The 24,149-nt window shown below is 62.2% G+C and carries 24 protein-coding genes; 7 read left to right on the top strand and 17 right to left on the bottom strand.

Annotated elements, in window-relative coordinates; genetic code table 11:
• Both AC1DCM_RS23460 and arfA read left to right on the top strand, forming a co-directional pair.
• On the top strand, positions 1 to 900 hold the full coding sequence (locus AC1DCM_RS23460; protein WP_442018683.1) for a carbohydrate ABC transporter permease: 900 nt from the start codon (positions 1 to 3) through the stop codon (positions 898 to 900).
• Positions 901 to 949: 49 nt separating this feature from the next.
• Positions 950 to 2,488: an arabinosylfuranosidase ArfA gene (gene arfA / locus AC1DCM_RS23455; protein WP_477519887.1), complete on the top strand. Its 1,539-nt coding sequence runs from the start codon at positions 950 to 952 to the stop codon at positions 2,486 to 2,488.
• An 81-nt stretch (positions 2,489 to 2,569) separates the two neighbouring features.
• Here the strand turns inward: arfA and AC1DCM_RS23450 are convergent, their stop codons facing one another.
• Positions 2,570 to 3,271: a DsbA family oxidoreductase gene (locus tag AC1DCM_RS23450; RefSeq protein ID WP_477514465.1), complete on the bottom strand. Its 702-nt coding sequence runs from the start codon at positions 3,269 to 3,271 to the stop codon at positions 2,570 to 2,572.
• A 218-nt stretch (positions 3,272 to 3,489) separates the two neighbouring features.
• Here AC1DCM_RS23450 and AC1DCM_RS23445 point away from each other — a divergent pair, with 218 nt between their 5' ends.
• Together AC1DCM_RS23445 and AC1DCM_RS23440 are read left to right on the top strand one after the other, a co-directional pair.
• Positions 3,490 to 4,572: a glycosyltransferase family 4 protein gene (locus AC1DCM_RS23445; protein ID WP_477514464.1), complete on the top strand. Its 1,083-nt coding sequence runs from the start codon at positions 3,490 to 3,492 to the stop codon at positions 4,570 to 4,572.
• Between the two features lie 40 nt (positions 4,573 to 4,612).
• Positions 4,613 to 6,748: an amylo-alpha-1,6-glucosidase gene (locus tag AC1DCM_RS23440; RefSeq protein WP_477514463.1), complete on the top strand. Its 2,136-nt coding sequence runs from the start codon at positions 4,613 to 4,615 to the stop codon at positions 6,746 to 6,748.
• A gap of 32 nt (positions 6,749 to 6,780) precedes the next feature.
• Here AC1DCM_RS23440 and AC1DCM_RS23435 read toward each other — a convergent pair whose 3' ends face one another.
• The 5 genes from AC1DCM_RS23435 to AC1DCM_RS23415 all read right to left on the bottom strand — a co-directional run bounded on the left by AC1DCM_RS23435 (position 6,781) and on the right by AC1DCM_RS23415 (position 10,909).
• Positions 6,781 to 7,311 (bottom strand): N-acetyltransferase family protein, encoded by a 531-nt coding sequence (locus AC1DCM_RS23435; RefSeq protein ID WP_477514462.1) that lies wholly within the window; start codon positions 7,309 to 7,311, stop codon positions 6,781 to 6,783.
• A gap of 88 nt (positions 7,312 to 7,399) precedes the next feature.
• Positions 7,400 to 7,792 (bottom strand): universal stress protein, encoded by a 393-nt coding sequence (locus AC1DCM_RS23430; protein ID WP_442006904.1) that lies wholly within the window; start codon positions 7,790 to 7,792, stop codon positions 7,400 to 7,402.
• A complete protein-coding gene (locus tag AC1DCM_RS23425; RefSeq protein ID WP_477514461.1) occupies positions 7,789 to 9,399 on the bottom strand; it encodes a tripartite tricarboxylate transporter permease in 1,611 nt (536 codons plus the stop codon). The genes AC1DCM_RS23430 and AC1DCM_RS23425 overlap by 4 nt, the downstream gene beginning before the upstream one ends.
• On the bottom strand, positions 9,399 to 9,902 hold the full coding sequence (locus tag AC1DCM_RS23420; RefSeq protein WP_216921747.1) for a tripartite tricarboxylate transporter TctB family protein: 504 nt from the start codon (positions 9,900 to 9,902) through the stop codon (positions 9,399 to 9,401). The genes AC1DCM_RS23425 and AC1DCM_RS23420 overlap by 1 nt, the downstream gene beginning before the upstream one ends.
• A complete protein-coding gene (locus AC1DCM_RS23415; protein WP_477514460.1) occupies positions 9,899 to 10,909 on the bottom strand; it encodes a Bug family tripartite tricarboxylate transporter substrate binding protein in 1,011 nt (336 codons plus the stop codon). Before AC1DCM_RS23415 ends, AC1DCM_RS23420 begins: the two co-directional genes overlap by 4 nt.
• A gap of 286 nt (positions 10,910 to 11,195) precedes the next feature.
• Here AC1DCM_RS23415 and AC1DCM_RS23410 point away from each other — a divergent pair, with 286 nt between their 5' ends.
• The 3 genes from AC1DCM_RS23410 (at position 11,196) to AC1DCM_RS23400 (ending at position 13,965) form a co-directional block, all read left to right on the top strand.
• Positions 11,196 to 12,767 carry a sensor histidine kinase gene (locus AC1DCM_RS23410; protein WP_442017450.1) on the top strand — a complete coding sequence of 524 codons (1,572 nt, stop codon included), beginning with the start codon at positions 11,196 to 11,198 and terminating at the stop codon, positions 12,765 to 12,767.
• 2 nt (positions 12,768 to 12,769) lie between these two features.
• Positions 12,770 to 13,438, top strand: coding sequence for a response regulator (locus AC1DCM_RS23405; protein ID WP_442017437.1), 669 nt, complete (start codon positions 12,770 to 12,772; stop codon positions 13,436 to 13,438).
• A 101-nt stretch (positions 13,439 to 13,539) separates the two neighbouring features.
• The gene (locus AC1DCM_RS23400; RefSeq protein ID WP_442017449.1) at positions 13,540 to 13,965 is read left to right on the top strand and encodes a ChaB family protein; all 426 of its coding nucleotides are present in this window, start codon (positions 13,540 to 13,542) and stop codon (positions 13,963 to 13,965) included.
• An 85-nt stretch (positions 13,966 to 14,050) separates the two neighbouring features.
• Here the strand turns inward: AC1DCM_RS23400 and AC1DCM_RS23395 are convergent, their stop codons facing one another.
• From AC1DCM_RS23395 to AC1DCM_RS23345, 11 genes are all read right to left on the bottom strand, one after another.
• Positions 14,051 to 14,224, bottom strand: a complete 174-nt coding sequence (locus AC1DCM_RS23395) for a hypothetical protein (protein WP_442017436.1) — start codon at positions 14,222 to 14,224, stop codon at positions 14,051 to 14,053.
• A complete protein-coding gene (locus AC1DCM_RS23390; protein ID WP_442017435.1) occupies positions 14,224 to 14,700 on the bottom strand; it encodes a heme-degrading domain-containing protein in 477 nt (158 codons plus the stop codon). The genes AC1DCM_RS23395 and AC1DCM_RS23390 overlap by 1 nt, the downstream gene beginning before the upstream one ends.
• The gene (locus AC1DCM_RS23385) at positions 14,697 to 15,731 is read right to left on the bottom strand and encodes a Gfo/Idh/MocA family protein (protein WP_442017434.1); all 1,035 of its coding nucleotides are present in this window, start codon (positions 15,729 to 15,731) and stop codon (positions 14,697 to 14,699) included. Before AC1DCM_RS23385 ends, AC1DCM_RS23390 begins: the two co-directional genes overlap by 4 nt.
• Positions 15,732 to 15,735: 4 nt before the next feature.
• Positions 15,736 to 16,635, bottom strand: a complete 900-nt coding sequence (locus tag AC1DCM_RS23380; RefSeq protein ID WP_442017433.1) for a TolB family protein — start codon at positions 16,633 to 16,635, stop codon at positions 15,736 to 15,738.
• A gap of 30 nt (positions 16,636 to 16,665) precedes the next feature.
• Positions 16,666 to 17,667: a sugar phosphate isomerase/epimerase family protein gene (locus AC1DCM_RS23375; protein ID WP_442017432.1), complete on the bottom strand. Its 1,002-nt coding sequence runs from the start codon at positions 17,665 to 17,667 to the stop codon at positions 16,666 to 16,668.
• A gap of 1 nt (position 17,668) precedes the next feature.
• The gene (locus AC1DCM_RS23370; RefSeq protein ID WP_442017431.1) at positions 17,669 to 18,880 is read right to left on the bottom strand and encodes a Gfo/Idh/MocA family protein; all 1,212 of its coding nucleotides are present in this window, start codon (positions 18,878 to 18,880) and stop codon (positions 17,669 to 17,671) included.
• Positions 18,881 to 18,898: 18 nt separating this feature from the next.
• The gene (locus AC1DCM_RS23365; protein WP_442017430.1) at positions 18,899 to 20,038 is read right to left on the bottom strand and encodes a Gfo/Idh/MocA family protein; all 1,140 of its coding nucleotides are present in this window, start codon (positions 20,036 to 20,038) and stop codon (positions 18,899 to 18,901) included.
• Positions 20,035 to 20,811, bottom strand: a complete 777-nt coding sequence (locus AC1DCM_RS23360; RefSeq protein ID WP_442017429.1) for a sugar phosphate isomerase/epimerase family protein — start codon at positions 20,809 to 20,811, stop codon at positions 20,035 to 20,037. Before AC1DCM_RS23360 ends, AC1DCM_RS23365 begins: the two co-directional genes overlap by 4 nt.
• Positions 20,812 to 20,884: 73 nt before the next feature.
• On the bottom strand, positions 20,885 to 21,724 hold the full coding sequence (locus AC1DCM_RS23355) for a carbohydrate ABC transporter permease (protein WP_442017428.1): 840 nt from the start codon (positions 21,722 to 21,724) through the stop codon (positions 20,885 to 20,887).
• Positions 21,717 to 22,730 (bottom strand): carbohydrate ABC transporter permease, encoded by a 1,014-nt coding sequence (locus AC1DCM_RS23350; RefSeq protein WP_442017427.1) that lies wholly within the window; start codon positions 22,728 to 22,730, stop codon positions 21,717 to 21,719. Before AC1DCM_RS23350 ends, AC1DCM_RS23355 begins: the two co-directional genes overlap by 8 nt.
• Positions 22,731 to 22,794: 64 nt before the next feature.
• Entirely contained in the window at positions 22,795 to 24,120 is a 1,326-nt protein-coding gene (locus AC1DCM_RS23345; protein WP_442017426.1) for an ABC transporter substrate-binding protein, read from the bottom strand.
• Positions 24,121 to 24,149: the final 29 nt, after the last annotated feature.

Raw genomic sequence — 24,149 nt, 5'->3', positions numbered from 1 at the left:
ATGGCAACCCCTACCCTCACCCGTTCGACCCCAGCCGCGCCCACCACCGCCCTGAAGATCCGCCAGCCGCGCAAGAAGCTGACCGTCGGCAGGGTCGCAGCAGTCGTCGTCGCCGCTTTGATCGCTGTCCTCTGGCTGATCCCGTTCGCATGGGCCACGGTCACTGCCTTCAAGTCCGAAGCGGATGCGTCGGCGTCCAAGGTCAGCTGGTTCCCGCCGTCGGGCTTTACCTTCGATGCCTTCGTCAATGTGTTCCAAGCCGGGAACATCCCGCTCTGGACGTGGAACTCGCTCTACACCTCCGCAGCCATCACGGCAATCACACTGGTGATCTCGGCTCTCATGGCTTACGCACTCTCCAGGATCGAGTTCAAAGGCAAGAAGGTTCTGATGGTCGTGATCATCGCCGCCATCATTGTCCCGCCACCCGTGCTGATGATTCCGCTCTTTTACCAAATGCTCGCGTTCAAAATGATCGATACCTCCTGGGCCATCATTTTGCCGCAGGTGATCCATCCCGCCATGGTGTTTGTTCTCAAAAAGTTCTTCGACCAGATCCCGCATGAGCTTGAAGAAGCGGCAGTAATGGACGGTGCCAGCCGTCTACGGATCTTCCTGCAGATCATCCTGCCGTTGTCCCGGCCCATCCTGGCCGCCGTCGCGATCTTCGTGTTCATCGGTGCGTGGAACAACTTCCTGTGGCCCTTCATCTCCACCAACGACGACTCCCTGCTGACCCTCCCCGTAGGTCTGCAAACCATCAAGAGTGCTTACGGCGTCCAGTACGCACAGAACATGGCGTCCGCCTTGTTGGCAGCTTTGCCGCTCATCGTCGTCTTCCTGTTCTTCCAACGCCAGATCATCAAGGGCGTCGCGACGACGGGACTCGCCGGAACCTGATCCGGCACCTTCGCTCACCAACTGTTTGAGAACACAACCAAGGAGATACATGTCCCGCGCACGCATCACCCTCGATCGCGATTTCACCATCGGCGAGGTACCTCGACGCCTCTTCGGCTCCTTCGTGGAACACATGGGCCGCTGTGTGTACAGCGGCATCTACGAACCCGGACACCCCGAGGCCGACGAGAACGGCTTCCGCCAGGACGTCCTGAAGCTGGTCAAGGAACTTGGCGCCACTGTTATCCGGTACCCCGGCGGCAACTTCGTCTCCGGCTATAACTGGGAAGACGGCATCGGCCCCCGCGAAACCCGGCCCCGCCGCCTGGACGGTGCCTGGCACACGGTGGAAACGAATGCTTTCGGCCTGCACGAGTTCGTGGACTGGTCCAAGCAGGCCGGCACGGAAATCATGGAAGCCATCAACCTGGGCACCAGGGGAGTGGATGCTGCCCGCGAGATCGTGGAGTACGCCAACCACCCCGGCGGGAGCTACTGGTCCGATCTCCGCGCCAAGAACGGCCACAAGGACCCGTTCGATATCAAGCTGTGGTGCCTCGGCAACGAGATGGATGGGCCGTGGCAGATCGGCCACAAGACCGCCGACGAATACGGGCGCCTAGCCCAGGAAGCGGCCAAGGCCATGCGCTTCGTGGACCCAGACATTGAGCTTGTTGCATGCGGCAGTTCCAACTCCCGGATGCCGACGTTCGGCGCTTGGGAGCAGACCGTCCTGACACACACCTACGACGAGGTGGATTACGTTTCCCTCCATGCCTACTACTACGAGCACGAAGGCGACGTCGGCAGCTTCCTGGCATCCGCCGTCGATACTGACTATTTCATCGAGTCAGTGATCGCCACCGCGGACGCCGTGCGGGCCAAGGGCAAGCACAAGAAACACATCAACCTGTCATTCGACGAATGGAACGTCTGGTACCAGCGCGGCCTGGACACTGAGGACCAGCCTCACAACGTGATCAAGGCGGGCTGGCGCGAGCACCCCCGTGTCATCGAGGACAAGTACAACGTGACGGATGCGGTGGTGGTGGGCACCCTGCTCAACTCGCTGCTCCGCCACGGCGACCGCGTCAAGATCGCCAACCAGGCGCAACTGGTCAACGTCATCGCGCCCATCCTGTCAGAAGAGAACGGACCGGCCTGGAAGCAGACCATTTTCCACCCGTTCGCGCGGATGGCTGAGCTCGCCAAGGGCCAGATCCTTCGGCTTTCGGTGGACTCGGACAAGTACTCGAACAGCCGCTTCGGGGACACGGACCTTGTGGACGTCAGCGCGACGTGGAACGAGGAAACGGGCCGGGCGGCATTGTTCTTCGCGAACCGCGGGCTGGAAGAAGCTGCCGACGTCGAGGTTGCCCTGCGCGGCTTCGACGCCCGCCAGGTTCTCCGCGCCGAAGTCCTGGAGATCCCCGAGGGCGGCGACAGGTTCACCACCAACACGCAGGACCAGCAGGGCCGCGTCGGTCTGAAGCCGCTGGAAGGCGTCAAGGCGACTGGTTCGGAGCTTCGGCTCACGCTGCCCGCATTGTCCTGGGCCGTCGTCGAGCTTGAGGTTGTGAAGGCCTAGCGCCGCCCTTTAAGAGCAACGCTGGGTCACTTATGGCCTATCCCGAGGGGGATTATGGGCCATAAGTGACCTCGCGTTGTTTTAATTGACGCTGCAGCCGTCCGGACCGCAGGCCTCGGCGTCGGATGCGCCCACGGGGATCAGGGGATTGGCTTCCTGCCATGCCTGGTTCAGCGCCTCACTGAAGAGCTCAGCCGGCTGGGCGCCCGAGATGCCGTACTTGCGGTCGATGACGAAGAACGGAACGCCGGTGACGCCGATGGCGCGCGCTTCATTGATGTCCTCGTTGACGGCGTCTGAATATTTGTCAGTGGTGAACAGCTCCGCCACTTCGCCCGCGGGGAGTTCCAGAGCGGTGCCAAGTTCCGTCAGATACTCCTGGTTGCCGATGTCCTTGCCATGCTCAAAGTGATCGCTGAGCAGGCGTTCCTTCGCGGCATCCTGGCGGCCATGGGCTGCGGCCAGGTGGATGAGGCGGTGAGCCGTGAAGCTGTTGGCAACCACTACCTTGTCGAACTGGTAGTCCAAGCCTTCGCCCTTGGCGGTCTCCGTGACGTGGGCGAACATCTGCTTGACCTGCTCCGGAGCCATGCCTTTGCGCTTGCTCAGATAATCCAGTTCCGTGCCGTCATAGTGCTCCGGGATTGAGGGATCCAGCTGGTAGCTCTTCCACTCAATGTCCACGGAATCACGGTGCGGGAACTGTGCCAGGGCAGTCTCAAAACGGCGCTTGCCGATGTAGCACCACGGACACGCGACGTCGGACCAGATCTCAATCTTCATGCTGTGATCAACCTCCAGGGCCGCGGGGGCATTCCGGAAAAGTCTGTTATTTTCGTCACCCATTGCCGGGGCGGGCGTGCCCAGCCTAATGTGTGAAGCAGGTTATGCAGCTAGCCGGTGGGGCGCTCTTCGCCCCAGGAATCGCGTGTGTCTGGGGCCGCGATCAACACGAGGTTGAACCCCGTGCGTGGGTTCGCATATTTGTGGAGGCCTTCAGCATGCGCATTGGACTCATCGTTGGGCCATGGTTCACAGTGCCCCCGGAACGGTATGGCGGCACGGAGCGGGTGGTGGACGCCTTGGCGCGGGCCTTGGCCGATGCCGGGCACGAGGTGCTCCTGGCCACGGCAGCCGACAGTACTTGCCCGGTTCCCCAATTGCGGGGCTTTGGGCCGAGCGAGCCTGAAGAGTTGGGGCAGACGCTCAGCGAGTTGCACCACGTCATCAAGGCTTATGCCGGCATGAAGGACGTGGACATTATCCACGACCACACCCTTGCCGGGCCCCTCTACGCCCACCGGCCGCCGGGTGTTCCCGTAGTGACCACCGTCCATGGCCCGCTGACACCGAGGTATGCAGGGCTCTACCGGGATATGGCCCAGGACACCGCAATCATCGGCATTTCGCGTGACCAATGCAGCCGCATTTCCGACCTGCAAATATCCGCAGTCATCCACCATGGCCTGGACCTGTCCACGGTTTCTGTCGGCGACGGGGCCGGCGGCTACGCATGCTTTGTTGGACGTATGTGCCCGGACAAAGGCTTGCTGGAGGCGGTGGCAGTTGCCCGCGAGGCCGGTGTGCCGCTGCGCATCGCGGCCAAGATGCATGCCAAGGAGGAGCGGGACTACTTCCACGACGTCGTGGAGCCGATCCTTGGGTCACAGGAAGAATTCCTCGGCGAACTCTCAGATCCGGAGAAGTACGAACTGATGGGTGGAGCGATGGCCCTGATCAACCCCATCCAGTGGCATGAACCGTTCGGGCTGGTCATGATTGAGGCGTTGGCCACAGGAACACCAGTTCTGTCCACCCCCATGGGCGCGGCACCGGAAATAGTCCAGCATGGCGTCACAGGATATCTCGCGCAGACCAATGAACTCGCAGGGTTTGTACAGGACGTGCAAGGGCTTAGCCGTGCGGAGTGCCGGCGTACCGTGGATGAGTATTTCAACGCAGCACGGATGGCGGCGGACCATCTGGAGCTTTATGCCACGGTCATCGAAGAATTCAAGGCCGGAGGCCTTCCCGGCGACGGCAAGTTGCAAGACAATCAGAGGCAAGCCCCCATCAACCTGTGATTGATAAGCAGGACATTTCCCGAGGAAGGCTTCGTGGGCCATGACTGCTTGGAACGCCGATACGGAGGCAGGCGCTTCCGAGCTGGGCGCCGTGACCATCGTCGAAGGTTCATCCTTCTGCATCTCAGCCCATTCCGGTGACATCCACGGCGGCGGCTCCCAAGGCACCTACTACCAGGACACCCGGATCGTGTCGCGTTGGATCCTCAGGATCAACGGTGCCCTTCGGGAACCATTGGTCACCACCAACCGAACCGCCTTTCAGGCCGAATATGTTGGCCGGGCCTGCTCCAGCGATGGCCGCTTCGACAGTCCGCTGGTGGTCCAGCATGAGCGGCACGTGGGCGCCGGCCTGCGGGATGATCTCACCATCAGGAACTACTCCGGCCAGCCGGCGCCGTGCGAAATCGAGTTGCTCATCGACGCCGACCTCGCAGACCTCTTCGACGTCAAGGGTGGCCGGGCAAGCAGGGCAGGAGCCGCCGAGAAGACTGCCCACAAGAAGGAGCTGCACATTGAGTCCGTCCACGCCAACGGGGAACGCCGTGGCGTGGTGTTCCGGGCTTCGGGAGCCAAAGCGAATCCGGAAGGATTAACGTTCCACATCACCATCCCTCCCCGCAGTCAATGGAGTACCAGCGTCATTGCCATTCCGTTGATCAACGGAAAACGACCCGATGACCCGTTCACGGAAACCACGGCGCTGCACCACACCATTGGGGTACGGCGGCACATGGCGTGGGCAGAGCACATTCCCCGGATCGCTGTCACGGACAGAAACGTTGAGGAAGTCCTGGAACGAAGCCAGAGCGATCTTGGTTCGTTGCGGATCTTCGACCACGAACACCCTGGGCGTGCTGCAGTCGCAGCAGGCGCACCCTGGTTCATGGCACTTTTTGGACGCGACTCTATCGTGGCGTCGTACATGTCACTCATGGTGGATCCCGGACTGGCAGCGGGCTCGTTGCAAACACTGGCCGGACTTCAGGGCAGCAAAGAGGACGTCGACTCCGAGGAAGAACCGGGCCGGATGCCCCACGAGGTGAGGCTGGGAGTCACCGCAGGACTCTCCTTGGGCGGAACCGCCTACTACGGGACGATCGATGCGACCCCTCTCTTCGTCATGCTGCTGGGGGAGCTGAGCCGATGGGGCTTGGGCGCGGACATCATCGAGTCCCTCCTTCCCCATGCCGATCGTGCTATCTCCTGGATGGAAAACTACGGTGACCGGGATGGCGACGGGTTCATCGAATACCAACGCCCCAACAGCCACGGCCTGATCAATCAAGGGTGGAAGGACTCCTGGGACGGCATCAACTTCGCCGGCGGCAAGATCGCTGAAACCCCCATTGCCCTGTGCGAGGTCCAGGCCTACGCCTACGGCGCCTACGTTGGGCGTTCGCTGCTGGCGCGCGCCGCGGGCGATACCGCCGTCGAGCGCCGTTGCGCCGACCGGGCCGAAGCGCTGAAGGATGCGTTCAACGAGGCTTTCTGGCTGCCGGACAAGGGCTATTTCGCCCTTGCCCTGGATAAGGACAAGAAACCCGTGGATTCCTGTACGTCCAACATGGGCCACTGTTTGTGGACGGGCATTGTGGACGAGGACAAGGCTGCACTTGTGGCGGAGCGGCTGATGTCGCCTGAGATGTTCACGGGCTGGGGGATCCGCACCCTGGGTTCGGACATGGGAGCTTACAACCCCGTCAGCTACCACAACGGCTCGGTCTGGCCGCACGATACGGCTCTCGTGGCGACTGGACTCATGCGGTACGGCTTCGTCAAGGAAGCCAGCCGGGTAGCGAGTGGATTGTTCGACGCCGCTGAGCACTTTGGCGGTCAGCTTCCGGAACTGTTCTGCGGCTTTGACCGCTCGGACTTCCCGGAGCCGGTGCCCTATCCGACGGCGTGTTCCCCGCAGGCGTGGGCGGCTGCGGCCCCGATTCAGCTGGCCCGCATCCTGCTGCGGTTTGACCCCGATTTCACCAGGAAAGTACTCCATCTGGCGCCCATCCTCCCGGACGCGTTCGGGGAGTTCAAAGCCGAAAACGTGCTGCTGGGGCGCTCGCGGGTCACCATCCAGGCTTCCGCGGGCAATGGCACCGTGACAGGATTGCCGGCCGGCTTGGAGTTGCACTCCGATCCCCGACCACCCTTGGCGGGGGACTTGTTCGGCTAGCTGGCCACGGCCTCAGGCCGAGCTGCCATTGGCTAGAGCGCGTGCTCCATGACGAAATCATGTTCCACGGTGTCGCCCAGTTTGAAGGACTTGGTGCCCACCCTCTGAAAACCACTCTTTTCGTAGAAACGGATGGCCTTGGCGTTTTCACTGTTAACGCCGAGCCAGAGTCCGGCCGCGCCCTTCTCCGCCGCGTCGGCGATGGAGGCCTTCATGAGGCGGGATGCGGCTCCTTGGCCGTGGTGGTCCGGGTGGACGTAGCACTTGCTGAGTTCCGTGGAGGGGAGCGCCGAGAGGACAGAAGCTACATCCGGGTCGCCTGCCGGCTTGGCAATCAGCATGGTGTACCCGTTGAGCTGGCCGTCGTCGTCGAGCACCAAAATGGTGATGTTCGGATCGGCGAGGTAATCCACAAAGTTCGCTTCGGCGAGCGTCTTCTCGAGATGGGCCTGTATGTCCGCCGGTGAGGCGCCCGGTGGGCACGCCAGCGGGAAGGTGACGGCCGCAAGCTCAGCCAGCTTCCCGGCGTCGTCCGCTGTTGCTGTTCGAATGGTCTCGGCCACGTGGCCCTCCTTGCAGTTTGTGAACGGCTAATGCCCCTAAGAACGAATCTTAAGGGCATTAGTTGTTCACAATCTCCCGGTTTTGCGTTTAGTCGGCTTTCACCGCGAGCACCGGGCAGTCCGCTTCCAACAGGATCCGTTGCGAGACGCTGCCCATGATGAGTTTGCCTACCGGGCTGCGGCGGCGGAGGCCAATCACAATCAGCTCCGCGTTGTGCTCGTCCGCCGCATCCAGTACCTCAGCAGCGGCATCGTGGCCGCGGACGGGCTGCTTGATGATGTGCTCGATGCCTTGCAGGGCAAGGCGCTCCTCGATGGTCTGGATCTCCGGTTCCTGCGCATACCTGTTGTCCACCAAGGCGTCGCCCTTGGAAGAATTGATCACCAGCAGGGTGTCGTTGCTTTTCTTGGCTTCGGCAATGGCTTGGGTCAATGCGGCTTCGCCCTCGGGCGTGGGGACGTAGCCCACCACGATGGTCATGGCTTCTCCTTGTTGTGGTGGATGTCGTGCTGGAGCGGGGTGGTGGTTTTGTCTGCTTGGATGGCGGCGTCCTCCGTCAGGAGTGCTTCACTGGGGTGCGCCGGGACCACGCTGGCTGGCACCGGACGGTTGCGGCGGACCAGCTTGAAGAGCAGCGGCCAGAGGATGACGATAGCCACGATGATGTAGACGACGACGGCGATTGGCTCGCTCCACAGCCCGGCGGGGTCACCGGCGAACAGCTGGAGAGTCCTGCGCAGCTGGCCTTCGATGCGCGGGCCGAGGATGACGCCCAGAATCAGGGGCAACACAGGTAGCCCGAAGCGCCGCATCATGAATCCCAAGGCTCCGAGCACCAGCAGGATCACCAGGTCGAACGCCTGCAGGTTCACCGAGTAGGCGCCCAACGTAGCGAAGAAAAGGATGCCGGCGTAGAGGTAGGGCCGCGGAAGCTGCAGCAGCTTTGCCCACAGGGGTGCAAGGGGCAGGTTGATGAGCAGGAGCAGCAGGTTGCCGATGAAGAGGCTCGCGATGAGCGCCCACACCAGGGGACCTTGGCTGGAGAACAGCTGCGGACCGGGCTGGATGCCGTAGGAGGTGAAAGCCGCGAGCATGACGGCGGCTGTGGCGTTGGTGGGCAGGCCGAGGGCAAGCATTGGGGTCAGGGTCCCGGCGGCTGCAGCGTTATTGGCCGCCTCCGGGCCCGCGACGCCTTCGATGGCTCCCTTGCCGAATTCCTCCGGATATTTGGTCAGCCGTTTCTCGGTGACATAGGAGAGGAAGGTGGGGATCTCGGCACCACCGGCGGGGAGTGCACCAAACGGGAAGCCGAACGCCGTGCCACGCAACCAGGGTTTCCAGGAGCGGGCCCAGTCCTTCTTGCCCATCCAAGGCCGTCCGACGGGAATGATGTGAAGCGGTGAACGCCGCAAGTGCGCGGCAACCCACAGTGCTTCACCCACGGCGAAGATGGCCACTGCCACCACCACGATGTCCAGGCCGTCGGCCAGCATCGGCTGACCGAATGTCAGGCGGCGCTGTCCCGTAACGGAGTCAATGCCCACCAAACCGATGGCCAAGCCCAGTCCCAAGGAGGCAAAGCCCCTGAGCCGGGATGAACCCAGGACTGCGGTGACGGCCAGCAAAGCGAGGATCATGATGGCGAAGTAACTCGGTGCGCCCAGGCTCACGGCGAACTGAACCACCAACGGTGCAAGACCTGCCAGCAGGGCCGTACCGATGGTACCGGCAATAAAGGAACCAATGGCCGCAGTCGCCAGCGCTTGGGCTGCCCGGCCGGCTTTAGCCATCTTGTTGCCCTCGATGGCCGTCACAACAGACGACGATTCGCCGGGTGTGTTCAGCAGGATGGAAGTTGTTGAGCCGCCATACATGCCGCCGTAGTAGATGCCGGCGAACATAATAAAGGCGCTGGTGGGCTCAAGAGCGGCCGTAACAGGAAGCAGCAGCGCCACAGTCATGGCCGGGCCGAGCCCTGGCAGAACACCAACGGCCGTACCCAGGAGCACGCCGATCATGGCGTACAAGAGGTTCATGGGGGTGAGGGCGGTTGCGAAACCGTCCATCAAAGAGGACCAGACGTCCATCAGAGGATTCCTTCCAGGAGTCCGGCCGGCAACGCAATGCCAAGGCCGAGGTAGAAGCCGTAGAAGGTGGCCAGGGATAGTGCAACGGAGATGATCCCGTCACGGACGTAGTGCCGGCTGCCAAGTGCCAGCACGCTGCCCCAGAACAGGACAGTGCCGGAGATGACCCAGCCGGCCCAGTCGATGAGCAGGATGTTGAGGATGAATGCTCCTGCAAGAGGAAGCACGGTCTTCCAATCGGCGGGGTGCGCGAGGTCAATGTCCTCGCCGCCTTCCACCTCACCCTTGCCACCGCGGAGAACGTTGATGGCCAGCAGAATTGCGCAGACCACCAGGAGCCCGGCAACAACGAAGGGAACCGCCTTGGGCCCTACCGGGTCCGACTTCGAATATGGGGTCACCAGGCCGTTGGCGTCGAGGAAGACAAGGACGCCTACCGCGCCGAGCAGGAGGGCTACCCCCAGCTCGGCGCGGCCTTTGAGGCCTGTTGCCAGAGTGCTCACGCCAAGCCAAGCTTGGTGAGCACGTCCGCCACCCGCTTGTCCTGGTCCGTCAGGAACTTCTGGAACTCGTCACCGGTGATGAAGGCGTCGGTCCAGCTGTGGGTCTTGAGAGCTTCTTTCCAGCCAGCGGATTCGTGCATCTTCTCCAGTGCGGCAATCAGGGACTTCTTGTCGTCCTCGCTGATGCCCGGAGGGGCCACCATGCCACGCCAGTTGGTGAAGACCAGATCGATCTTGGACTCCTTCAGCGTGGGAGCGTCAACACCTTCAAGACGCTTCTCGCCACTGGTGGCCAGGACGCGTACTTCACCGGACTTGATCTGCTGAAGGTACTCGCCGGCACCGGAAGCAGCGAAGCCAAGCTTGTTGCCCAGGATGGCTGGAAGGAGATCTCCACCGCCGTCATAAGCGACGTAGTTGACCTTCGTGGCGTCAATGCCAACTGCGCCTGCCAACTGCATGGGCAAGAGGTGGTCGGGACCACCAGGCGAGGAACCGCCACCCACGGAGATCGAACCTGGATCTGCCTTCCAAGCCTTCACGAGGTCATCGATGGTCTTGTATGGGGAGTCCTTGCTGACCATGATGGCGCCGGGCTCTTCAATGAGCCGTGCCAGCGGGGTGGTCTGGGTCAGCTTCGACTCGGACTTGTTGGTGTAACTGGCACCCACAACACCCAGACCCATGAGCATGGTGAGGTCCCCGTTGCCCTTTTCGTTGACGACGCGGGCGAGACCCACCGTGCCGCCTGCACCTGCAAGGTTGAACACCTCCGTGTTGTTGGCGATCTTCTCGTCGTCGAGCACCTTGGCGGCTGCCCGTGCGGTGGTGTCGTAACCGCCGCCGGGAGTATTGGGAACCATGATCTGGAGTCCGGTGACGGGTCCGGCTGCAGCGCCGGAGCTGGCAGAACCAGTGGAGCTCTTACCTGTGGCGCCGCAACCGGTGGCCATCAGGGCGATGCCGGCAGCGACGGCGGCGACTCGCAATGCGCGGATCTGGCGCATGGTGTTCCTCTTCTCATCATCGAAAAATTCAGTGCGGGGCGATCAGCGTTGTGCCCCCGTGAATTGATGCTAGGTGCCGGCGTGACGGTCATCACTCTTGTGTTCGCAGTGATCTTTAAGTTCATTGCGTTCACGCCTTTGCCTTCGCATAGGGCCTGGCCCCGCTGGTGCTCAGCGTGCTTAGGGTATAGTTCCGATACGCCAAGGCGGACTGCTTTTGAAGCTGTTAACGGCCCTTGCATAGTGGAATCATCAAAGGATCCAAACAGTGACTCGACGAAGAGGAATGTCCTTGGCAGGGCAGTACCTTGTGCTGCAGTTGTTGATCGTCCTGGCGGTCCTGGTCGCTGTTGTAGCCATCTCCCTGGCCCAATCTGCTGCTGCTTTTGAACGCACTGAAGGACGCCGGGCATTGTCCGCGGCAGAGGCCCTGGGCAACAACCCCACTGTGCGCGCCCTGTTGCCCACCGCCGAACCCCGCAACGGGTCATCCCTTCCCGCCGTGGCCGAGTCCATTCGCACTGTATCTGGATCTTCCCACGTGGCACTCGCAAAGCTGGATGGCACAGTAGTGACGTCCTCGGATCCCAGCCAGCTGGGCAAGCCGCTCCTGCTGGGCGACAGCAGGGTCAAGGAAGGCCGGGCCTGGACCGGAGTCCTTGCCGGCAACGAAGGGAAAGTTCTCTCAGCACATGTGCCGGTACTGGACGACTCCGGGACCATGATCGGCATCGCCTCCATCAGCAGGAACTATCCGTCCGCCCTTGAACGGCTGGAAGACGTGGTCCCCAACCTCCTCACCTACCTTGGCGTCGCGAGTGTCCTGGGCGTCGCCGGTTCCCTTCTGCTGTCCCGTCGCGTCAAACGGCAAACCCTCGGAATGGAGCCCCGGGAGATCACCGGGCTCGTGGAAAACCGTGAAGCGATGCTGCAAGGCCTCAAGGAAGGGGTGGTGGCGCTGGACCCGCACGAGCGGATTACAGTGGCAAATGAGAGCGCCCGTCAACTCCTCGGATTGCCCGCAGACTGTGTGGGCCGAAAACTTGGGTCTCTCCATGTGGACCACGCGCTGAAGGTGGGATTAACCCGGGAACAGTCAGACCCCGACCAACTGGTGCTCGTGGGGGACCGGCTGGTAGTCATGAACAGGGTGGCCCTGAAGTCCCATGGGCGCGACATCGGCTCCGTGACAACCCTGAGGGACCGGACCGAGTTGTCGTCCCTGGAGAGTGAACTCGGTGCCACGCGAACCGTGACCGACACCTTGCGTGCCCAAGCCCACGAATTCGCAAACCAACTCCACGTCATTTCCGGCCTGATCCAGATTGGCGAATATGATTCCGTGGTGCAGTTCGTCAACGGCGCCACCGTGGACCGGACCCGGCTCAACGATGAAGTGACCAGCCGTATCCAGGACCCGGCGCTCGCAGCCCTCTTGATAGCCAAAGCCAGTTTGGCCACCGAGCGCGGCGTGGAACTGCAACTCGACCCGCAGTCCGGGCTTCCGCGCGTCGATGATGAACTGTCCCGGGACCTCACCACTGTGGTGGGCAACTTGGTGGATAACGCGTTCGACGCCGTCACTGGGCTGGTTGGGGCGTCGGTGAGTGTGTTGGTGGTCAACTCAGCGGACGGTGTTTCAGTCACCGTCCGGGACAACGGACCAGGCGTGCCCTCCGACTCCGCAGAGGACATTTTCCGTCAGGGCTTTTCCACTAAGGAGCCGGGGCCCGGCGACGCCCGCGGCTTCGGCCTGGCGCTCTCACGGGTGATCTGCCGTCGGTCCGGTGGCGACCTGACGGTAACCAACGACCACGGGGCAGTTTTCACCGCACAATTCAATAAAGGGGCAGTGTAATCATGATCAAAGTCTTGATTGTGGATGACGACTTCATGGTGGCCAAGGTCCACGCCGGTTTCATCCAACGGACGCCCGGGTTCGGCGTCGTGGGGGTAGCGCACACTGGCGCGCAGGCCATCCTTGAGACGCAGCGGTTGCAGCCGGACCTTGTGCTGCTGGATATCCACCTCCCGGACGTCAACGGCCTGGACCTGATGCATCAGCTCCGGGACGTTGCCCCGGACCTTGACGTGTTGGTGATCAGCGCGGCCCGGGAAACCGAGACGGTGCGCAAAGCACTGCGCGGGGGTATTGTGCACTACCTGATCAAGCCGTTTTCGCAGTCTGATCTTCAGGAGCGATTGCAGCACTATTTGAATGCTTACCAAGGGCTGGACGCTACCAAGGACGTGGCCGAGCAATCGGATGTCAACCGGGTATTCGGGCTGGACTCTGCTCAACGTACGCTGCCCAAGGGATGCAGCGTGGAGACACTGGAACTCGTGGAGACCGCACTGAAATCGGCCCCCGGCGACGTCTCCGCCGCCGAAGTTGCCGAGCAATTGGGGACCTCCCGGGTGAGTGCCCGCCGTTACCTTGAGTACCTCCACGATGAAGGTGCGCTGGAAGTGAGGCTCAAATACGGCGTCGGGCGTCCTGAGAGAAGGTATGTGCTGAAGGGGCGGTGAGCCGCTTGTGACGGGGTGCCCGTCCGTCTTGCCCCAAGGGTCAATTGATAAACTGGGTGCACGTCCATGATCAGGCTTTCTGACAAAGGAGCGTGAGTATTATGCCTAAGACCGGCAAGAACGATCATGCCCGTAAAGACGAACTCCCATCGACGCTGCAGCGTTCTGAGCAGAAGGCCCAGGACACTTTCGCCAAGACCTACGACTCTGCTATGGAGACCTACGACAACGATGAGAGCCGGGCGGCCCGCACCGCCTTTGCCGCGGTGAAGCATAGCTACGAGAAGGTTGGCGACCATTGGGAGGCGAAGGAGGAACGCGGTCCTTCGGACCCGCACGCGGAAGAGGGCATTGGATCAACGAAACCAACCGCCGGGGGAGTGGACGCCAACGCCTCCAAGGAACATCTCTATCAGCGCGCCCAAGAGCTGGACATCAAGGGCCGTTCGAAAATGAGCAAGGATGAACTCGTCACGGCGCTGCAGAAAGCCAACGACTCCGCAACCCGGAAGGCGCGAGGGGGCTAGTCTCTGCACTCTTGGGCCGTGCAAATTTGGAGCGGCCAGGGATTTATTCATCTTATGGCGCTTTATTAGAACGCAATAAAGTCTCCTAAATCTTGTAAGACTTTCTCATAGGCAACTCGAATTCACGGCGAAGATCGTCGCCGCTGATGGTATTGCCGTCGGCGATGTCGCGCCGTGCCTGGGCAAGGTCTTCGCGAATGCCGGGCTGGGATAGCCAGTGGAGGGTTTCCTGCACGGACTCTGGATCATCGGCTGACATCACCCCGCCACCGTCTTCAGATAATTCCGGATCCCATCAACCACCATTTGGTGGTCCTCATCAGAGCTCAAGCCAGCCACAGTAACGGCACCAATAACACCCGCACCCCGCACCCGGATCGGGAACGAGCCACCAGCGAGGGTGTAATCCTCATGCGCAAGCCAGCCGCCTCCCAGGGGGCTGTGGGTGCGGGCGGAGAACTGCTCAGTTAACAAGGCTGTGCTGTGTTCAAAACGCAGCACCGAGGCAGACTTGCGGCGGATCCACTCCTCTTGGTCGGCCGTGGCTCCAGGCAGGACGCAGCGGAAGAGCACAAGGTTGTGCCGGCGGATGTCGATGGCAACGCCATAACCGGAAGCGATCGCGTGGTTGGCGATGAGCGAACCCAGGCGCCAAGCGTCGTGGTGGTCAAAGCTTGCGAAGACGAGTTCTTCCTCTTGCTGGCGGAGTTCCACAAGGCGGGCAGATTCAGTCATTTCGTTGCACCTTCTTCTGAAACAACAGCATCCGCCGCGTACGACAGCCCGATCTGGCGGCGGATTTCATCCATGGCCGCCATGATGGCCACGCTTTCGCTCGGCGGCAGGATGGTGCCAGCGGTCTCACCGGCGCGGATCAGGCGTTCCAGCTCGGCCGCCTGGTACTGCATTCCCCGGCTCTTCACGGGCTGCTCGAAACGCTCCACCACCTCGCCATCAACGCGGAAAACGGTGAAGGGCACTTGGTTGTACCAGGTGTGTTCGATGTCAATGTAGCCCTCTGTACCGATCACCATGGCGCGGTTGGCGCTGGCGGCGTCGAGCTCACAGTCCACAATGGCCTGTTGCCCGTCGGCGTACTCGAAGATCGCCGCCGTTTGCCTGTCCACGCCCGTGGCCGACATGGAGGCGCTTGCCCGGATTACGGCAGGCGTACCAAGGATGTCGAAGGCAAAGGAGATCGGGTAGATGCCCAGGTCCAGCAACGCTCCACCGCCCAGGGCGGGATCGTTGAGCCGGTGGGCAGGGTCCTTGGGAAGGCTCTGGTTGTGGCTGGCAACCACCTTCCGGACCTCGCCGATGGTGCCTTCCTGGATGAGTGCGCGGATGCGCACCATGTGCGGGAGGAAGCGCGTCCACATGGCTTCCAGGGCCACAAGCCCTTTTGACTCGGCCAGATCCACGATCTCTTGGGCTTCGCGGGCGTTCATTGTGAAGGCCTTCTCCACCAGCACGTGCTTTCCGGCATTCAGGGCCAAGAGTGCGTTGGCATGATGGAAGGGGTGCGGCGTAGCGATGTAGACCACGTCAACCAGCGGGTCTGCCACCAAGTCCTCGTAGCTGTCGTGGGCGGTCATCACTCCATGCAGCTCAGCGAATGCTTTGCTGGACTCCAATGAGCGCGAGCCCACAGCCTGCACGGTAAAGCCGTTCTCTTTCAGGTCCTGCGTCTGGAGTCCGGCAATAAATCCTGTGCCGAGGATGCCCCAGCGGATTGTTCCGTCGGAGGTGCCATTGCTGAGGGTCACGTGCTTAGTCCTTCGTCGAGTCAGAAAGCGGGTAGGCCACATACGCAAAACGCCGGGAGTCCGGCGACCAGCTGTTGACGTTGAGGCTACCTTGGCCACCGAAAAGTGGCCATGTATGCAGCGGCGTGGCCCAGTCGTCTGTAGAAACAAGCACGACGGCGACCCGCAGGTCCGCGGGGTGTCCTGCGGTTCCGCTGGGGAACCGAATGTAGCTGGCGTACCTGCCATCGGGGGAGAGATGCGGGAACCAGTCGACTGTTTCGGATTCGAGGAGCCGTTCGAGGCCAGTGCCGTCCACGCGAACCCGGGCGAGCTGGGCGTGACCCTGTGTGGTCGAAAAGGACTCCGTGTTCAGGTAAAGCCATTCCCCATCGGGCGAGTATTCCGGCCCGTCGCAGTGGCCTGGGCCCACATCAAAGCGGCCGACATCCACGCTGGCGCTGGCGCCGCCGTCGGACGCTATGGTCATCAGGCGACCTGGCTGCGTGAAGTCTCCCGCTTCGATCCCCACATACGCCAGCTCCTTGCCGTCCGGGCTGACGCCGTGGAGGAAATGGAAGGAGCCGTCGTCGTCGGTGATGCGCGTGACCGGTCCGCCGCTCAGTAAAGCACGGTAGATGTGGCCGTCGTTCGCGGAGACGAAGATGCCCTGGCCGTCAGGTGCCAGGACGTGGTCGTTGTTCAGGTCCGGGACCCCAGTGAGGGAGATAGGTTCCAGAGAGCCTGCGTCGAGATCGAAACGCCATAGCTTGCCATCCCCGTTGAGGATGAGTGAGCTTCCCTCCAGGGTCCAGTTGGGCGCTTCGAGAAGAAGGTCATCGGTGGTGTAGAGCAGTGCCGACTCCCCACTGACCGACGCGATCCACACCTCGCAGCGCTGGCCGGATTGAAGGGTGCGGATCACGTCGGTCCTTTCCTGGTCCTTGCTGCTGAACTAGTCCTTGCTGCTGAAGGCGGCGTCGAAGCTGGTTTGGGAGGCGGGGAAGTCGTATTTCTTCAGGGCGGCGAGGGCTTCGGGGGCGCCGTGGAGGCGATCCATTCCGGCGTCTTCCCATTCGATGCTGATGGGGCCGTTGTAGCCGATCGCGGCCAGTGCCCGGAAGGAGGATTCCCAGGGCACGTCGCCTCGTCCGGCGGAGACGAAGTCCCAGCCGCGGCGCGGGTCGCCCCAGGGCAGGTGGGAACCCAGGACGGTGTTGCGGCCGGTGGGGCGGAGCTTGGTGTCCTTGCAGTCCACGTGGTAGATCCGGTCCTTGAAGTCCCAGATGAAAGACACGGGGTCGATGCCTTGCCACATGAAGTGGGAGGGGTCCCAGTTCAGGCCGAACGCGGGCCGGTGGCCGATCGCTTCGAGGGTCCGCACGGTGGTCCAGTAGTCGTAGGCGATCTCGGAGGGGTGGACTTCGTGGGCGAAGCGGACCCCGCATTCGTCGAAGACGTCCAGGATGGGGTTCCACCGGTCGGCGAAGTCCTGGTAGCCAGCGTCGATGACTTTTTCGGGGACGGGCGGGAACATGGCGACGTACTGCCAGATGGAGGAGCCGGTGAACCCCACCACGGTGTCGACCCCCAATGCGCGGGCGAGCCGGGCGGTGTGTTTCATTTCTTCGGCGGCGCGTTGACGGACGCCTTCGGGCTCCCCGTCACCCCAGACTTTGGACCCGACGATTGCTTCGTGGCGGAAGTCGATGGGGTCATCGCACACGGCCTGGCCTTTGAGGTGGTTGGAGATGGCCCAGACCTTCAGGTTGTACTTTTCAAGGACGGCGAGTTTGGATTCGACGTAGCCGGGTTCGTCCCAGCGCCAGGCGTCCAGGTGGTCTCCGGAGACGGCGATTTCCAGGCCGTCGTAGCCCCAGCCCGAGGCGAGGCGCGCGACTTCCTCGAAGGGGAGGTCGGCCCACTGGCCGGTGAACAGGGTGTACGGGCGGGGCATGTCAGGCTCCTTCAGTGGTGGTGGTGTTTAGGGAGGTGGTGTGAAGCTGGATCAGTGAGCTTTTGGCCGCCGCGGATTCTTCGATGGCAGCGAGCACATGCTGGACGTTCAGGCCTTCTTCGAACGACGGCGAGGGCTGGCTGCCGTCCCGAATGGCCAGCAGAAAGTCCCGGATCTGGTGCGTGAAGGTGTGTTCCCAGCCGATGATGTGACCCTGCGGCCACCACGCTTCGAGGTAGGGGTGCTCGGGTTCGTTGACGAGGATCCGGCGGAAGCCCTGTTCGCGGACTGGTGCGGTGGCGTCCAGGAATCCGAGCTCGTTCAGCGCTTCGAGGTCGAACAGGATGGTGCCCTTGTCGCCGTATATCTCAAGCTTGAGGGAGTTCTTCTGGCCGGTCGCTACCCGGCTGACTTCCACCGAGGCGATTGCTCCGGAGGCGAGGGTGAGCGTGGCCCAGGCGGCGTCGTCGACCGTGACATCTTCGGGGCCATTCGCCCCGGGGCGGCGAGTCACGAAAGTGTGGAGGCGGCCCGTGACCTCGGTGACGGCATCACCCAGGAGGAACAGGACTTGGTCGATGGCGTGCGAGGCGATGTCGCCCAGCGCTCCGGAGCCGGCGGTTTCCTTGCGGAGCCGCCAGGTCATGGGGGATTCGGCGTCGGAGAGCCAGTCCTGCAGGTAAGCGGCCCGGACGTGGCGGACGGTGCCGAGGCGGCCTTCGGCGATGAGTTCGCGTGCAAGGGCCAGGGCTGGGACGCGGCGGTAGTTGAAGCCGATCATCGACTGCACGCCCTTCGCGCGGGCGGCCGCGGCGGCAGTGGTCATGGCTTCTGCCTCGGCGATCGTGTTCGCCAGCGGCTTTTCCACCAGGACGTGTTTGCCGGCCTGGAGGGCGGCGATGGCGATTTCGGCGTGCATCCAGCCTGGGGCGCAGATATCGACAATGTGGACGTCGTCCCGCTCAATGACGGACCGCCAGTCGGTGGCGGACTCGGTCCAACCGTACTTTGCCGCGGCTTCCGCGACGGCATCCGCGTCCCGGCCGACGAGCACCTTTTGCTCGAAGGCCGGGACGTCGAAGAAGCTGGCCACATTCCGCCACGCGTTCGAGTGGGCTTTACCCATGAAGGCATAGCCGATCGCGGCGACCCCCAAGGTGCGGGTAGGTTGCTGGTTGCCCTGGCTCTGGTCAGTGTGGGCGGGGGTGCTCATGGTGTGGTTCCTCGTTACTTACGGAGTTGCGGTTGCCTGGAGTGTTGCGGTTTCCGGCGCCCAGTCCTCCGGGACTGGTTCGGAGGTGGGCGCGTTGCTGGTGACGTCTACGAAGGAGCCCGATTCCACGGATTCGGAAATCGAGACCATCGTGTCCAGTACGTGATAGGCCAGTTCGCCGGTGGCGCGGTGCGGGGCGCCTGAGCGCAGGGCACGGGCCATGTCCAGCACGCCCAGACCGCGGCCGTTGGCCGGTCCGGTGGCCGGGATGATCTCGGGTTCTTCCGCCCCGGGGCGCCAGAGCTTGAGGTCGCCGTCGAAATAGTTCGGGTCAGGCAGCGAGAGCGTGGCCTCGGAGCCGGTGATTTCCACGAAGCCCATCCGCAGGCGCGGGGACTCGAAGGAGAACACGCTGTGCGACGACGCGCCGCTTTCGAACTGTGCCATCGCGGAGACGTGTGTAGGGACCTCGACGGCGAATTCCTCCCCGGCCTTTGGACCGGAACCAATGATCCGGGTCGCCTTGGCGGAGGAGCCGACGGCGGCCACCTTACGGACCGAGCCGAAAGTCTGGATGAGGGCTGTGAGGTAGTACGGGCCCATGTCGAACAACGGGCCTGCGCCGTGCTGGAACAAGAACGCCGGGTTCGGGTGCCAGGATTCCGGGCCTGGCGTCTGGAACGTGGTCATTCCCGTCAACGGGGTGCCGATGTCCCCGCGCTCGATGATCCTACGGGCGGTCTGTAGCCCGGCGCCCAGGAACGTATCAGGCGCGGTACCAAGCCGCATCCCAGCAGCGTCGGCTACCTTCAACAAGCCAAGCCCGGACTCACGGTCCAGGGAGAACGGCTTCTCCGTCCAGACGTGCTTGCCGGCCTTGACCGCGGCCGTGGCAACCTCGACGTGCGCCGCCGGGATGGTCAGGTTCACGATGATCTCGACGTCGGGATGGTTCAGTGCCAGCTCGGGCGCACCGAATTCGGGGATCCCGTATTCCTTGGCCCGCGCCTCGGCGGCCTCGACGAAGAGGTCTGCGATCACGAGGACCTTCACGTCCGGGAACGTGGTGATGTTATCCAGATACTGCTTGCTGATATTGCCCGCACCGATGACCGCGATGCCAACGGGACCCTTGCGGGTTGAAGGTGTGAAACTCATGCCCCTGCCTCCTCGGAAATAGTTCCTTCGGCCGCCTGAACGCTTGCCGCAGCCGTCAAATACCTCAGGCTCTCGGTGATGCCCTCAAAAATATCGCCGGAGTAGTCGTCGAACTCCACCACGCCAACTTCCAGGGACTGGGCTGCGGCGATGATGTCCAGGACCGGGATGCTTCCCTGGCCGGCGGGCTGTTGGGCCTTGGTATCCGTGGTGGCCGGTCCGTCCTTGATGTGGATGAGTTTCACTCTTTCACCCAGGCGGGTCAGGAGTTCCACGGGGTCTTGACCCCCCACGGCAACCCAGTACGTGTCCACCTCAAGGACGAGTTCCGGATCCAGCAGTCCCTCAAAGTACTCCAAGGCGGTCTGGCCTTCGATGGTGGACTCCAGCTCCCAGGCGTGGTTGTGGTAGCCGACGCGGATGCCGTACTCAGCGCCCTTCTTCGCTGCCGCGTTCAGCGCTTCGGCCGTGTCTTGGATGGTTTCGGCGTCCTGCCAGTGCTCGGCCGGAAGGAAGGGATCAATCACAGTGGTGATGCCCAGTTCCTTGGCCGCAGCGAAAATCTCGTCCTGGTCCTGGCTCAAAAGCGGTGCGTGCCCGGAAGGAGCGGTAAGGCCGTTCTCCTTTAAAGCGGCGCCGAGTTCCTTGGCGGTGGCCACGAAGTTGTACGGCTCAACCTGCGTGAAGCCGATCTCGGCAACCTTCTTGATGGTCCCAGGCAGGTCTTCCTGGATGGCGTTGCGAACGGTGTAGAGCTGAAGTGAATACGACATGGATGCCTTCTCGGTGATCGTCCGGATAACGGTGTTGCTCGTACTTGGGTGTTGCTTCCACTTAACAGTGAACCTACTTAACTGCTCCTGACGACAGCCCTGCCACCAAGTGTTTTTGCACCAGGATGAAGCCGATCAAAACGGGCAGGCTGACCACAACCGAAGCAGCCATGAGTTGGTTCCAGAAAACATCCGACTCGCTGGCGTAGGCCTTGAGCCCCAGGGACAGTGTTTTTGTGGATTCGTTGGTCAGCACGGATGCGAACAAAACCTCGCCCCACGCGGAGATGAACGAATACACGGCCACCGCGATGATGCCCGGCTTGGCAACAGGGAGGATCACACGGAACAGTGCTCCCATCCTGCCAGTGCCATCGATCATCGAGGCCTCTTCCAGTTCCTTGGGAATCGAGGCAAAGTAGCCGCTCAGCATCCAGATGGCGAAAGGCAGAGTGAACGTCATGTACGTGATGATCAGCCCGAGGTAGGAGCCCTGCAGCTGCAAGCCGGTCATGTTGCGGATCTGCGTGAAGATCAGGTACAGCGGCAGGAGGAACAGGATGCCAGGGAACATCTGGGTAGAGAGGACAGTCAGGCTGAAAGCGCGCTTTCCTTTGAACTGCAAGCGCGCAATGGCGTAGGCGGCAAGGACGGCGACTGTCACTGAGCACGCTGTTGCGCAGACGGTGATGATGAGGCTGTTCTGGAAGTACTTGGCCAGCGGAACCGTGGTCCAGATGTCCAGATATGGTGATGCCGTGATTTCGCGGGGAATCCACTGGAAGAGTCCGGAGACGTCCTTGAGGGGTTTCAGCGATGTGGAAACCACGACGAAGAGCGGGACCGCCACCCAGAGGGACAGGATGGTCAGGACTATGTTCCTGAGGATCCGGAAGTTGCGTGTCTCAATCATTGTCGGCTCCCTTGGGCAGCACCATGCGGATGTAGAAAGCGGAGGCAATGAACAAGGCGATCAGCAGGAGCACGCTCATCGCGCCGCCCAGACCGAAGTTCCAACTGCCGAAGGAGTTTTGGTAGATCAAAGGGGAAATAAGGGTGGCTTCCTTGGGAGACGTGGCTCCAAACAGGACAAAGGGGACGTTGAACTGGTTGAAGGTCCACAGCGACATCACCATGAGCAGCACACCGTTGGCCGGGCGGACCATGGGCAACGTGATGCGCCGGAACTGCTGCCAGAGTGTGGCGCCGTCAATGGCCGCTGCCTCATAGACGTCAGTGGGAACGTTCTGCAGGGCCGCCATCAGCATGAGGAACGCGAAGGGCCACAACTGCCACACGTTCACAATCACCATGGCTCCGAAGGAGTTCTGGCCCAGCAGCCAGAAGGGGCGTTCGTCGCCGAAGAGGTGGAGGGTGTCCACGAGGATTTGGTTCACTGCGCCGTCGCGCTGGTTGAACATGAAGGCCCAGGCAATGGTTCCCACGTAGGCCGGGAGTGCGTAGGGGACCAGGAAGAACGTGCGAAGAAGAGCGCGTCCCTTGAAGTTGGAGGAGAGGAAAACCGCGCCTGCCATGCCGAGCACCCAGGAGAAGCCGACCACCAGGATGGTGTACCCCAGCGTGCGGCCAACCGTGCTGAAGAAGGCCTGACCGATGGTGCTGTCCGGGTTGAGGCCGTTGATGAAGTTCTGGAGCCCAACGAACGGTGCGTTGAGCCAGTTGGTGAGGTTGAGCTGCGTCAGGGAGATGAACGCGATCCAGATGCCAAGGAGCATCGGTCCGATGTGGATCAGGAGCTCAAGGATCGCGGCCGGAAGGATCAAGCCGTAGGGGAGGAATGAGCGACGCCGTTTACGTACCGGCGGTGTGCTTGCGGCCCGTGGTTGGCCGGGCTCGGGATCAATGGCAGCGGGGCTGCCTGCAGCGGCCGGGCCGCTGTCCAATGCTGAATGGGACATGGAAACTCCTTTGCCGGAGCGGGGACGCCCACGTTGTGGTGGCGTCCCCGCTCATGAGGCTTGGTTACTGGGCCGCGGCCATCTGGTTGTTGGCGTCCTTGAGGGCCGCCCGGATGTCGTCTTCGGAAACAGTTCCCGTTGCCGCCTTGGCAAAGAGGTTCTTGATTGCCGTGCCGGTGAGGGTCTCCATCTGACCCTCTTTCGCGATCAGCGGCATGGGCAGGGAGTGGTTGGCCAGGGCGTCGTTCTTGGCCTTGACTTCTTCAGTCTGGAAGGCTGCATCGCTCGACGCCGCAGTGACTACCGGCAGCGAGGAATAGGCCTTGTTCAGGGCAATCTGCTCTTCGTCGCTGGTCAGGAACGCGGCAAGCTTGATGGCGTTTGCCTTGTTGCCGCTGTTCTTGAAGACGCTGAGGTTGATACCGGCCACGTGGCTCTGTGTGCCACGCTCACCGGTAGCTCCGGCGGTCATCATGGGGATCGGGGCTACGCCCCAGTCCTTGAAGTCGCGCGCCGCAAAGTTCTTCAGCGGGCTCTGGTCGAACATCATGGCGGCCTTGCCGTTGATGAGGTTGTCCACCTTTTGGCTGCCTTGGCTCAGTTCAGCGTCCGACGGCGACATCACCTTGTCCGTGGCCATCAAGTCCACGAACTGCTTGACTCCCTCTACCTGGGGATCGCTGTCGAAGGTGGGCTTTCCGTCACCGTCGAACAAGGTGCCGCCGTTTTGCAGGCCACGAACGAACGCTTGGTGCGAGTTGGCGGAAACGGATGCCCCGGCTGCGGTGAAGCCCCACTGATCAGGTTTGCCGTCACCGTTGGTGTCCTTGGTGAGCTTCTTGGCATCGGCTACAAACTCGTCCCACGTCGTGGGGGCCTTCTCGATGCCGGCTTCCTTGAACAGCTTGGTGTTGTAATACATGTTGTAGGCCAAGCCGTAGAGCGGCACAGACGTGGGGGTCTTGCCTTCCGCGCCACCGGTTGACCAGCTGGTCTTCAGGAAGCGGTCCTTGCCGCCAACGGCCTCCAGAAGTTCACCTTCCACGGGTTCAAAGGCGCCCGTCTCCTGAAGGGTCACAGCCCACGTGTTTCCGATGTTGAGGACGTCGGGGCCGTCGCCACTGGTGACGGCAGTGAGAATGCGGTTGTAGAGGTCAGTCCAGCTGATGACTTCCAGCTGTACCTTTACTCCCGTCTTTTCCGTAAAACGGTCGAGCGTGGGCTTCAGCTTGGCTGCGGTGTCGTCCAGGCTGTTGCCTTGGTCCGATGCCCAGTAGGTGATGGTGTCGCTGCTTGCCTGTGGGGTGCTACCGCCACCGCAGGCGCTGAGACCCAGTGCCAAGGCTGCCGTCGCGGCAACCGCCGAAAGGACTTTCAGGGGATTCTTCATGATGCTCCGGTTTTCTCGTCGTCGAGCTG

It is taken from the genome of Paenarthrobacter sp. 10N417 (genome assembly GCF_056394745.1).
Note: the sequence above shows the minus strand (reverse complement) of the source record. Positions and strands in the feature narration are given on the sequence as shown.